This window comes from Cupriavidus sp. 2SB (genome assembly GCF_005503625.1).
GTDB lineage: Bacteria > Pseudomonadota > Gammaproteobacteria > Burkholderiales > Burkholderiaceae > Cupriavidus.
Window position 1 is genome coordinate 1 of the sequence record NZ_SCMX01000131.1, and the last position, 11045, is coordinate 11045.

Consider the following 11045-nt stretch of genomic DNA (forward strand, 5'->3'; position numbering starts at 1 on the left):
CCACCGCGCGCCCGGAGGACTATCGCGAGGTGGCGGTGTCCGTCTGTGCGCGCAGGGTTTGCACGCGTGCCGCGATGTCGGTGGCCGTGGCGGCGACGACCTGGCGATAGGCGGCGACCACGCCATCGATCTGTCCTGGCGCGGGCAGATCGGCTTCGGTGCGTCCGCTCAGGACCTTGCCGTCTGGTTGGCGCCGAACCGTCCAGGTGATGGTGGCCATCGCGCGTTCGCCCGGCTCGGCGTCGAGCCGTACCACCTCGGTGGTCACCCGATAGAGCGGGCTGACTTCTGCGAGCCCTTGCTGGTAGGTATCGACTGCGCCCAGCTTCGTTTGAAGCTGCTGCGAAAGCGCGTCGCGAAACTCATCCGGCAGCGATGACGACCAGCGCGACTGGTCGAGCATTTTCACGCCGCCGGTCGTGCTATCAGCCACCACGAGTTGCGCCCGGTTCAGGCGCTCGGGCACGCGTACCGGTGCCACTTCGATCCAGATGGGCTGCGTGACCGGCGCAGCGGGTGCCGCGACGGGGGCCGAGGCGAGCGAGTAGTAGCGTGGTTCGGGCGAGGCGCATCCCAGCAGCACCGCTGCCAGGGACGCCGTCGCCAAAGTCATGGCGGGTTTCATTTCTTGTCCTCCGTCTTGCCGCGCAGCAGCGCTTCGGGATGGCGTTCCAGATAGTCGGTCAATGCCCGCAGCGAAGTGGCCGTGCGCGTCAGCTCCTGCAGCATGCGCCGGGTGTCCTGCTGCAGCGGGGCATCGGAGGCCAGCGTGCCATTGGCGGCGGTGAGCGTGCGGCGCGCGTCCTGCAGCGCGGCCAGCACCTGCGGGGCCACGTCACCGTTGAGCTGGGCGACGAGCTTGTCCGCGCTGTCGAGCATCTTGTTCATCGACACCATGGCCGTGCGCGCCTCCTGTCCGATCTGGTCGAAAGGCACCTTGTCGATGCGGTTGACGATATCGCCGAGCTTGGCCTGCAGCTCGTCGAACGTGCCGGGCGTGGTCGGGAACTCGGGCAGCGGTGCGTCGAGATTCAGGTCCTTCGGGGGCGGCGCTTTCGGGAAGAAATCCAGCGCCACGTACAGTTGGCCCGTCAGCAGGTTGCCGTTGCGAAGCTGCGCCCGCATGCCACGCTGGATCAGCCCCTGGACGATGTTGCGCTGGCGCGCCTGATCCGATACGTCACGTTCGCGGAAGCCCATGCGCGACGGATACAGTTCCACGACCACTGGCATGCGGAACGCCTTGCGCTCCCGCTGGTACTCGATGCCGATCGAGCGGACCTGTCCGACGATGACGCCGCGGAAATCCACTGGCGCACCCGGCGCAAGACCACGCACGGACTGGTCGAAGTTGAGCACGGCCAGCGTGGGGGCCAGTTCCTCGGGCTCCTTCATGGCTTCCGCCTGATCCCCGGCGAGCAGGAACTGGGTGTTCTCGGCAGCCGCGTCGGTTGCCGTGGTGCGCTCCGGCGCCTGGAAGGCCACGCCGCCCAGCAATACCGTGACCAGCGACTGGGTGGAAAGCTTCAGGCCGCCGGCATCTAGCTTGAGGTCCACGCCGCTGGCATGCCAGAAGCGGGTGTCGGCGGTCACGAGCTTGTCGTACGGCTTGTTGACGAAGACGCGCAGCGTGATGTCGCGACCGTTCGGTTCGAGCTGGTAGGCCACTACCTGACCGACTGGCACGCGGCGGTAGTAGACCGGAGAGCCGATATCCAGCGAGCCCAGCTCCTGCGCGCGCAGCACGAACTGCCGGCCCGAGGCATCGGTGGTCACCACAGGCGGCACTTCAAGCCCGGTGAAGCTGCGCGTGCTTTCGGCGGACTTGCCGGCGTCCACGCCGATGTACGCGCCCGACAGCAGGGTTTCGAGTCCCGACACACCGCTGACCGCAAAGCGCGGACGGACTACCCAGAAGCGGGTGTCCTTGACGGCGAAGTTCTCGGCGTCCTTGGTCAGTTCGATATTGGCCACCACATGGGAGCGGTCGGGCGCCAGGCGAACGGACTTGACCAGGCCGATGTCCACATCCTTGTACCGGACGGCGGTCTTGCCTGGCGTCAGGCCCTCGGCGGTGCGGAAGGTGATGGTAATGTCGGGGCCGCGCGAGGCCAGCGTGTTGATCAGCAGCGAGATGCCGACCACGGCCGCCACGATAGGGATCAGCCAGACCAGCGATGGCAGCCAGCGTGCGCGGCGTTTGCGCGCGGGCTGCGGCACGCCGGGGTTCGGAGAAGCGTTTTCAGGATCGGGCATTGTCGGGAGCCTGCAATGTCGATGGGGCTTGCACGTCGAGTGAATCCCACAGCAGACGTGGGTCGAAAGACAGCGACGCCAGCATCGTCAAGACGACGACCGCGCCGAATGCCATGGCGCCCGCGCCAGGAATGATCGTGGCCAGCGCTCCGGCTCGCACCAGCGAGGCCAGCAACGCCACCACGAAGATATCGAGCATCGACCAACGGCCGATGAGTTCCACCAGCCCGTAGAGCTTGGTCTGCTGGCGGATGCGCCAGGTCGATCGGAAATGCACCGACGCCAGCAGCAGCGTCAGGATCATCATCTTCAGCAACGGCACCACGATACTGGCGATCAGCACCACGCCGGCCAGCAGGTGCGAACCGGACAGCCAGAGATAGATGATCCCGGACAGGATTGTGTCCCGCTGCGTGCCGAGGATCGACTCCGTCACCATCACCGGCAGCAGGTTGGCGGGAATGTACAGGATGTAGGCCGCCAGCAGGAAGGCCCAGGTGCGGGTCAGGCTGGCCGGCTTGCGCCGATGCAGCGTGGCACCGCAGCGCGGGCAGTCATCGCCGTCCAGCGTGACCGGGCTGACGAGGTCGCACGCGTGGCACGACAGCAGGCCGCGCGAATGCGCCGTGGGCACCTCGGCCAGTGGCGTGCGCTCGTCGTCGTCGGTCAGGTCCGCCATCACGCCGGCGGCTGCGCGGCGCGAGCGTGCGAGCTGGTCGCGGGCCTGGGCCGTGCGCGATGGGCGGACGGGTTTTTGCGGCGCGCTCATGCGGCGTCCTGCGGCTTGCGCGGCGGCACTTCATCGGCACCGGCCGGCTCCAGGTAATGCCAGAGCTCGCGCGGATCGAACGCCAGCATGGCGGCCAGCACCACGACGAGCGCGCCGAACGACCACAGCGCCACGCCGGGAATGACCTGTGCCATCGTCGACAGCTTTACCACGGTGACGAGCACGCCGATCATGAAGACCTCGATCATGCCCCAGGGCCGCGTCTGGCGGATGCCGCGCACGATGCGGTCGAAGCCGGGCGGCATGCGGTGCTGCGCCATCGGCACCAGCAGATAGCACATCATCAGCATCTCGGACAGCGGGAACAGGATAGTGGTGCCGAACACGAGCATCGCCACCAGAGTCATGTGATCGGCATGCAGGGCCATCACGGCGCCCCAGAGCGTGGTCTCGGTTCGCACGCCCTTGAGATCCATCTCGACGATCGGATACAGGTTCGAGATCAGGAACAGGATCAGTGCCGTCACGACCAGCGGCAGCAGGCGGTGGTATGCGCGCGAGCTTTCGCGATACAGCGCGCCGCCGCAGCGCAGGCAGACGGCACGCTCGCCCAGTGCCAGCGTGGTGCGTTCGTAGAGCGCGTCGCAATACTCGCAGGCTACCAGCCGGTGCAGGTCCTGCGGGGCGTGCGGCGTGCCCGGGTGCCCGTGCTGCGTCATGCGTCCGGCGTGAGATGTGTAGGCGGCGCCGGGGTGACCGCCGTAACGCTCGGGCGCTCCTGCGTACCGATGGTCCAGTCGCGCAGCAGCGCGTAGGCCACGGCCAGCACGGTAGGTCCGAGAAACACACCCAGGAAGCCGAAGGCCAGCGCGCCGCCGAGCACGCCCATCATGATCCAGATGAGCGGCAGGCTCGTGCCCTTGCTGATGAGCAGGGGCTTGATCACGTTATCGGCCATGCCGACCACCACGCCACCCCACACCACCATGAAGATCGACCAGCCCGTTTCCCCGGTGTGATAGAGCCACAACGCAGCCGGAATCCAGATCAGCGGCGGGCCCATCGGCACCACCGAGAGAAAGAACGTGATGAAGCCGAGGATGGCCGCACCGGGCACGCCCGCGATCCAGAAACCCACGCCCGCCAACACCGCCTGCACGAAGGCGGTGCCCAGCACGCCGTAGACCACACCCTTGACGGTGCCGCCCGCCAGCGCCAGCAGGTGGTCGGCGCGCTCGCCGCTGATCCGGCGCATGCCGCCGCGCAGCCAGTCCACGGCCAGTTCGCCGCCGGTATAGAAGAAGAACGCCAGCACGATAGAGAGCGCCAACTGGCCCAGCCCACCACCAATCGACAGCCCCGCGCCCAGCAACAGATGCCCCACTGGCGCAATCAGCTTGCGCAGGTTGGCCACCATCTCGGAATCGGCGTGGATGACCTGTTCGTACGAGGATTGCAACTGCGGACCCACATAGGGGAGGCTGCTGAGCCAGTCGGGCAGTTGCGGAAAGCCGTTCTCGGTGTAGCGGTTGACCAGGGCGGTCAGTTCGTCGAGGTGGGCAGAGAAGCTCGCGCCGGCATAGACAAACGGTCCGAGCACGATCACGGCGGCCACCAGCACGCAGATCAGTGCGGCCAGTCCGCGCCGGTTGCCGAGCCAGCGCGACAGGACCGTGTAGGGGTACCACGAGCTATACGCCAGGATCGCGCCCCAGACCAATGCAGTGGCGAAGGGTGCCAGCACTACCAGCGAGCCGCCAATCAGCGCGATCAGCGCGAAGACTGCGGCAAGCTTCTCAATCAGTTGTCCGGAACTCATCGTCGCGCGCCGCCAGGCGTCCAGGTGGAGAAAACGCCGTAAGCATAGCGGAATTCGATGATGGCTCCGGGTTTTCCCGCGCCGGTCGGGACGTGCAGCCGAAGCGGGCCCGCCACGCGCCAGATGCGAGGCGGGCCCGTGTCAGCGGTCGATCACTGCGCCGCCTGAGCGGCGGCGGTGCCGGTGTTCCTGAGCAGTGCGGCGACGAGGTCCGATTGCGTCACGATGCCCACCAGGCGCCGGTCAGCGTCAAGCACCGGCACATGGTGCAGGCCACCGTCGGAGAATCCGTGTGCCAGGTCGACGATCGGCTGATCCGTGCGGGCAGTGATCACGGCGCGTGTCATCAGGTCGCGCACGGCGCCATTGACGCGCCGCGAGTTCATGCGATGAGCGCGAAAGAAATCGCTCTGCGTCAGGATGCCGAGCACGCGGCGCTGACGATCCACCACGGGCAGCGCCTTGATGTGATGGCGCGCCAGCAGCGCGGCGGCATCGGCGGCCATCTGGCCGGGGCGCACCGAGACCACGTCGCGCGACATGATGTCGCCGCAGCTGACGTCGCCAAACCGGCGCGAATACGCGCGCAGCTCGGCCGCAACGAGGATAGCCTCGAGATCGTCTTCCTCGATATCGAGGAATTCGCCGCGCGCCGCCAGCACCGCGTCCAGGTCTGCACGTGTAAAGCCCACGCGCTTGCTGGGGGGCGCGTCCTTGGTGCGATGCTGCGCGGCTGGTTCGGGCGGACGGTGCGGGTATCGCCGGCGCGCCATGTTGTTGAACGCCAGTGCCACCAGCAGCAGCAACATCGAGTTGATCGCCACCGGTATCACCACGAAGCCGAATCCCAGCGCCTGCACGGCCGGGCCGCCGAAAACCGCGGTCACGGCCACCGCGCCGCTCGGCGGATGGACACAACGCAACGTGAACATCAGCGCAATGGCGCCGGCCACGGCCACGCCGGCTGCAAGTCCGGGATCGGGAATCCAGCGCGCGCACGCCACGCCGACCGTGGCCGCCACCAGATTGCCGCCGATGATCGACCACGGCTGTGCCAGCGGACTGGCCGGCACGCCGAACAGCAGCACGGCGGACGCGCCCATTGGTGCGATGAACCACGGGTTGAAACCTTGCAGGAACTGGCGGCAGATCCACTCGGTGAGCGCCAGCCCGATCAGCGCGCCAAGGCAACTCTTGAGGCGCTCGTGGCGGTTGGCGGCAATCGGCATCGGCACGAATGTGCGCAACCATGCGCGCGCTTCGGCAACGGCTTGGGAAGGGTCGAATGCGGTAGGCATCGAGATAGGGGGCGGGGGCGGCCGGTTTCGAGTTGTCAGGGGGCGTTATGTGCGGCCACATTGGGCACGGCATGGTGCGGCGCAATATATCACGACGTGATATATTGCGCCGCCAGTGCACCCCGCATTATCACCCAGCCGCCCCCGGCCTGCTCGACCATGTCCACATCTGTTTCCCCCGCGTCACATCACGCCCAGAAGCGCGATTACGCCTCAAACGGCCGTTTGCCGATGCTGGCCGGTATCGCGCTGCTGATCGGCGCCGTGAGTACCGGCGCTGCATTCGTGCTGGTGAACCTGATCCGCTTCTTCACGAACCTCTTTTTCTTCCAGACGCTGTCGTTCGCAGAGCGATCGCCGGCCCACCATGCGCTCGGCGCGTGGGTCATCGTGGTGCCGGTCATCGGCGGGTTGATCGTCGGGCTGATGGCGCGCTACGGCAGCGACAAGATCCGGGGTCACGGCATTCCGGAGGCCATCGAGGCCGTGCTGTTCGGCAAGAGCAAGATGTCGCCGAAGGTGGCGGTGCTCAAGCCGCTGTCGTCGGGCATCGTGATCGGCAGCGGCGGGCCGTTTGGTGCGGAAGGGCCGATCATCATGACGGGCGGCTCGATTGCATCGCTGCTGGCGCAGTACCTGCACCTGACCGCCGCCGAGCGCAAGACGTTGCTGGTGGCGGGTGCGTGCGCGGGCATGACCGCGATCTTCGGCACGCCGGTGGCGGCGGTGCTGCTGGCCATCGAGTTGCTGCTGTTCGAGCTGCGCCCGCGCAGCCTGCTGCCGGTGGCGCTGGCGTGTGCCGTGGCCGGTTTCCTGCGCCCGTTCGTGTTCGAGGCGGGACCGCTGTTCCCGCTGCAGACCGCGCCGGCCAGCACCGTGGCACTCGGCTCGTGTGTGGCGGCTGGACTGCTTTGCGGTGTACTGGGCGCGGTGCTGACTCTCGCGCTGTATCGCACCGAGGATGCGTTTGCCCGGCTGCGCGTGCACTGGATGTGGTGGCCGGCCATTGGCGGGCTGGTGGTGGGGATTGGCGGCTACCTGGAGCCGCGTGCCTTGGGTGTGGGCTACGACGTGATCGGTGACCTGCTCAACAACCGTCTGGCGATTGGCGTGGCCGTGGCGCTGCTGACGGTGAAGGCTGTGATGTGGATCGCCGCGCTGGGCTCGGGGACGTCGGGCGGGGTGCTGGCGCCGCTGTTGATGCTCGGCGCGGGACTCGGCGTGGTGCTGGCGCCGGTGCTGCCGGGCGGCTCCCCGGCGCTGTGGGCGCTGGTGTGCATGGCGGGCGTGCTCGGCAGCGTGCTGGGCGCACCGCTGACGGTCATCGTGTTCGCCTTCGGCCTCACGCACGATAGCGAGGCGCTGCTGCCGCTGCTGCTGACCACGGCGGTGGCTTACGGATTTTCGGTGCTGACGATGAAGCGCGGCATCATGACCGAGAAGATTGCGCGGCGCGGCCTGCATATCTATCGCGAATACGGCGTGGACCCGCTGGAGCGATCCCATGTGGCGGACCTGATGACGCGCGACGTGGTGGCGATCGAAGGTTCACTGTCGGTGGCCGAGGCGCGGGAACGCTACTTTGGCGAGCACGCGGCGCACCGCGCCTATCCGGTGATCGAAGGAGGGCGCGTGCTGGGCGTGCTGCATCGCACCGCCATTCTGGCGGCCACGACCGATGCGGCGGATCGCGTGCAATGCGCGAACCTGCTGGTGGGGCAGAAGGATGGTACGCCGGCCGTGCTGCTGCCATCGCAGACCGGACGCGCTGCCGCAGGCCAGATGGCTGCGTTGAGTGTGGCGCGGCTGCCGGTAGTCGACAGCCTGGCGTCGATGCGCCTGGTGGGCATGGTGTCGTTGCGAGATCTTCTGGCACCGAGTGGCGACGTACTGCATGAAGAGACATCGCGCGAACGCTTGCGCGGGGTTGCCGTGCCGCGTACGGGTCAGAGCTTGTAAGTCGATAGCAGGATGCTGGTCTCGGTGGCCGAGATGCCATCGACCAGCCGGATACGTTCCAGCGTCCGGTCGAACTGCTCCAGCGTATCGGCGCGCAGTTCGGCGATGATGTCCCAGCGGCCATTGGTCGTGTGCAGCGTCTGCACGTTGGGGTCACCGCGTAGCGCCTGCAGCACCTGCTGCGCCTTGTTACCTTCCACGGCCACCGTCATCCACGCGCGGATACGGTGCGCCTCCGCCTCGGGCCTGAGGCGGACCGTATAGCCTACGATCTGCCCTTCGTTTTCCAGCTTCGCGATCCGGTTCTGCACCGTGGCGCGCGAAACGCGGAGCGCCTTGGCCAATGCCGTGACCGGCATCCGGGCATTGTCACGCAGCAATCCGAGCAATTGGCGATCCGTCGCATCCATCGCGATCCCCTTGGGATGTTGGCAAATTGCCAGTTCGATATGGCGGATTGTCAAAGGGGTGTAGCAGTTTGTCCAGTCTGCTAACTATTCGTTGGCGCGCGCGCGCACCACAATTCACATCAGGAGAACGCCTCACAAACCCACTATCCAGGAGCCCGCCGTGATCGACACCCCCACCATCCTGCTGGTCGCGCCCACTTTCTACGACGTGTCCTACAGCATCAATCCGTGGATGGACCCCGCGGGCTGGGCGCGGGACCCGGCGGGCATGCACGGTCGTGCGCGCGCATCGTTCGATGCGTTGCGTCAGGCGCTTGGCGATTCCGGGTTTGCCGTCGAAGTGGCCGAAGGTGCGCCGGGCCAGCCGGACATGGTGTTCCCGGCCAACGCCGCCGTCGTGCTCGATGGCCGCGCGGTGCTCGCGCGTTTTCGCTATCCGCAGCGACGCGGCGAGGAAGCGCCATTCGCGGCCATCTTCGAGGATCTGCGTCGGCGGGGTTTGATCGATAGCGTCGAGACCTTGCCCGAAGGTTGTTATCAGGAGGGTGCGGGCGACTGCATCTGGGATGCCCAGCGCGGCCACTTCTGGGCGGGCTACGGTCCGCGCTCATCGCGGGAAGCGGCCCAAGCGATGTCGTGCCACTTTGGCCAGGAAGTGGTGGCGCTGGAACTGGCGACCGAGCAGAGCTATCACCTCGACGTCTGCTTCTGCCCGCTGGCCGGTGGCGAGATTCTCTATTATCCTCCCGCGTTGAGCGAGGCCGCGCTGGCCACGCTGCGCGCACGCGTGCCCGCATCGCAACGCATCGAGGCCACTGCCGACGACCTGCGTCACTTCAGCGTGAACGCAGTGAGTCGCGAAGAACACGTGGTGATGACCCGCACCACGCCACACCTGCGCCACGAGTTGGGCCGGCGCGGCTATCGGCTGCACGAGGTGGATCTGTCGCCTTACATGATGTCGGGTGGCGGCGCGTATTGCATGACGCTGCGCCTCGATCGCACGAGTGCGCCGGTGCGCCGCGCTGCCGCGGCGTGAGCGGGAGTCCATCATGAAACAAATGATGAAAGACGCATCGATCGGCGAGAAGGCGATGACGCGCTTTCTCGATGCCAGTGACGTTGCGGCGCTGGTGCGTGGCGTTGGTGTGCAAACGTCAATCATGCAGATGGCCGACTTTGTCAGGCAAGACTTCCTGCGGTGGCCAGCTTTCGAGAAATCGGCACGACTTGCCAGCCACTCGCCGGTTGGCGTGATCGAACTGATGCCGGTCAGCGATGGCGTGCATTTCGCCTTCAAGTACGTCAACGGCCATCCGCGCAATGCCATGCATGCGTTGCCCACGGTCATGGCATGCGGCATGCTGGCCGAGGTGCAGACCGGCTTTCCGTTGCTGCTGGCTGACCTGACATTGGCCACAGCGTTGCGCACCGCCGCCACCTCGGCACTGGCCGCGCGCGCCATGGCAAAGCCCGGTGCGCGGACGATGGCGCTGATCGGCAACGGTGCGCAGGCCGAGTTCCAGTCGCTGGCGTTCCACGCGATGCTGGGTATTTCCACGATCCGCGCGTTCGATATCGATCCAGCGGCCACGCGCCGCCTGATGCGCAATCTGGCAGGCCAGGCGGGACTGACGATCGTGCCGGTCTCGTCGGTGCACGAGGCGCTGGAGGGTGCGGACATCGTCACCACGGTCACGGCCGACAAGACCCGCGCGACGATTCTCACGCCTGACATGGTGCGTCCCGGCGTGCATCTGAACGCCGTGGGCGGCGACTGCCCCGGCAAGACGGAGTTGCACGCGGACATCCTCCATCGCGCCCGCATCGTTGTTGAATACGCGCCGCAGTCCCGCATCGAGGGCGAGGTGCAGCAGTGGCCGGAAGCGCCGGTCAATGAACTGTGGGAGGTGTTGTCGGGCCATGCGCCAGGGCGGAGCGCTGACGACGACGTGACGCTGTTCGACTCGGTTGGCTTCGCGCTGGAAGACTACTCCGCACTGCGCTGGCTCCATGCAACCGCCCTCGCACGGCATGCAGGGCAGTTCATCGAACTGGTGGCCATGCCGCCGGAGCCGAGGGATTTGTATGGGTGGATGATGGGGGATCAACTGCCGTCGTTTGATTCTCCCCTCTCCCGCACCTCTTCTTGCTCCCCTCTCCCGCGTAGTGGGAGAGGGGCTGGGGGAGAGGGCATGGCATCTCAAGATACGACCGAGGCAATTTGAACCGCCGCGCCCTCTCCCCCGACCCCTTGTATGTCGCATCATTGTCTCCGGACGCCACAGATCGACAACCCCATGCTCTGGACGTTAGTCCAAGTTCGAGGGAGAGCTAGGATCGTGGTGTCCATTTCTTGGTAGCGTTTAGCCTAAGCCCGAACGGTTGTAAGGCAGCACGCCGGATTGACACAAGGATGGGACAAGCCAAATGGATATCAAGCTAGCAATCGGCATCGACGTCAGCAAGAAGACCCTGGATATCGATGTTGTGCCGCAAGGCGGCCCGCGCCAGTTCAGCAACGACGAGAAGGGTATCGCCTTGCTCGTGGAGCACCTGACGGAGCTCAACGT

Annotated in this window: 10 protein-coding genes; 3 read left to right on the plus strand and 7 right to left on the minus strand. The window is 66.4% G+C overall.

What is annotated here, in order from left to right:
* Positions 1–19: 19 nt before the first annotated feature.
* The 6 genes from FFS21_RS30950 to FFS21_RS30975 all read right to left on the minus strand — a co-directional run bounded on the left by FFS21_RS30950 (position 20) and on the right by FFS21_RS30975 (position 6103).
* Complete coding sequence (locus FFS21_RS30950) at positions 20–625, minus strand: PqiC family protein (protein ID WP_137928491.1); 606 nt, start codon at positions 623–625, stop codon at positions 20–22.
* Positions 622–2256 carry a PqiB family protein gene (locus FFS21_RS30955; RefSeq protein ID WP_137928492.1) on the minus strand — a complete coding sequence of 545 codons (1635 nt, stop codon included), beginning with the start codon at positions 2254–2256 and terminating at the stop codon, positions 622–624. Before FFS21_RS30955 ends, FFS21_RS30950 begins: the two co-directional genes overlap by 4 nt.
* Positions 2243–3025: a paraquat-inducible protein A gene (locus FFS21_RS30960; RefSeq protein ID WP_137928493.1), complete on the minus strand. Its 783-nt coding sequence runs from the start codon at positions 3023–3025 to the stop codon at positions 2243–2245. The genes FFS21_RS30955 and FFS21_RS30960 overlap by 14 nt, the downstream gene beginning before the upstream one ends.
* A complete protein-coding gene (locus FFS21_RS30965) occupies positions 3022–3705 on the minus strand; it encodes a paraquat-inducible protein A (protein WP_137928494.1) in 684 nt (227 codons plus the stop codon). Before FFS21_RS30965 ends, FFS21_RS30960 begins: the two co-directional genes overlap by 4 nt.
* The gene (locus FFS21_RS30970; RefSeq protein WP_137928495.1) at positions 3702–4805 is read right to left on the minus strand and encodes an AI-2E family transporter; all 1104 of its coding nucleotides are present in this window, start codon (positions 4803–4805) and stop codon (positions 3702–3704) included. Before FFS21_RS30970 ends, FFS21_RS30965 begins: the two co-directional genes overlap by 4 nt.
* 152 nt (positions 4806–4957) lie before the next feature.
* Entirely contained in the window at positions 4958–6103 is a 1146-nt protein-coding gene (locus FFS21_RS30975; RefSeq protein ID WP_137928496.1) for an HPP family protein, read from the minus strand.
* Positions 6104–6262: 159 nt separating this feature from the next.
* On the opposite strand from FFS21_RS30975, the gene FFS21_RS30980 reads away from it, so the two are divergent.
* Entirely contained in the window at positions 6263–8062 is a 1800-nt protein-coding gene (locus tag FFS21_RS30980; protein ID WP_137928497.1) for a chloride channel protein, read from the plus strand.
* Here FFS21_RS30980 and FFS21_RS30985 read toward each other — a convergent pair.
* Positions 8050–8472, minus strand: coding sequence for an Lrp/AsnC family transcriptional regulator (locus tag FFS21_RS30985; RefSeq protein ID WP_137928498.1), 423 nt, complete (start codon positions 8470–8472; stop codon positions 8050–8052). The two genes, FFS21_RS30980 and FFS21_RS30985, sit on opposite strands and share 13 nt — an antisense overlap.
* Before the next feature lie 160 nt (positions 8473–8632).
* On the opposite strand from FFS21_RS30985, the gene FFS21_RS30990 reads away from it, so the two are divergent.
* Both FFS21_RS30990 and ocd read left to right on the plus strand, forming a co-directional pair.
* Positions 8633–9511, plus strand: coding sequence for a dimethylarginine dimethylaminohydrolase family protein (locus FFS21_RS30990; protein WP_137928499.1), 879 nt, complete (start codon positions 8633–8635; stop codon positions 9509–9511).
* 13 nt (positions 9512–9524) lie between these two features.
* Positions 9525–10700 carry an ornithine cyclodeaminase gene (gene ocd / locus FFS21_RS30995; protein ID WP_502705216.1) on the plus strand — a complete coding sequence of 392 codons (1176 nt, stop codon included), beginning with the start codon at positions 9525–9527 and terminating at the stop codon, positions 10698–10700.
* Positions 10701–11045 lie beyond the last annotated feature (345 nt).

Coding starts and splice junctions, on each gene's coding strand:
- ocd (WP_502705216.1), top strand. CDS start 9,525: ATGAAACAAATGATGAAAGACGCATCGATCGGCGAGAAGGCGATGACG.
- FFS21_RS30975 (WP_137928496.1), bottom strand. CDS start 6,103: ATGCCTACCGCATTCGACCCTTCCCAAGCCGTTGCCGAAGCGCGCGCA.
- FFS21_RS30955 (WP_137928492.1), bottom strand. CDS start 2,256: ATGCCCGATCCTGAAAACGCTTCTCCGAACCCCGGCGTGCCGCAGCCC.
- FFS21_RS30960 (WP_137928493.1), bottom strand. CDS start 3,025: ATGAGCGCGCCGCAAAAACCCGTCCGCCCATCGCGCACGGCCCAGGCC.
- FFS21_RS30980 (WP_137928497.1), top strand. CDS start 6,263: ATGTCCACATCTGTTTCCCCCGCGTCACATCACGCCCAGAAGCGCGAT.
- FFS21_RS30950 (WP_137928491.1), bottom strand. CDS start 625: ATGAAACCCGCCATGACTTTGGCGACGGCGTCCCTGGCAGCGGTGCTG.
- FFS21_RS30985 (WP_137928498.1), bottom strand. CDS start 8,472: ATGGATGCGACGGATCGCCAATTGCTCGGATTGCTGCGTGACAATGCC.
- FFS21_RS30970 (WP_137928495.1), bottom strand. CDS start 4,805: ATGAGTTCCGGACAACTGATTGAGAAGCTTGCCGCAGTCTTCGCGCTG.
- FFS21_RS30965 (WP_137928494.1), bottom strand. CDS start 3,705: ATGACGCAGCACGGGCACCCGGGCACGCCGCACGCCCCGCAGGACCTG.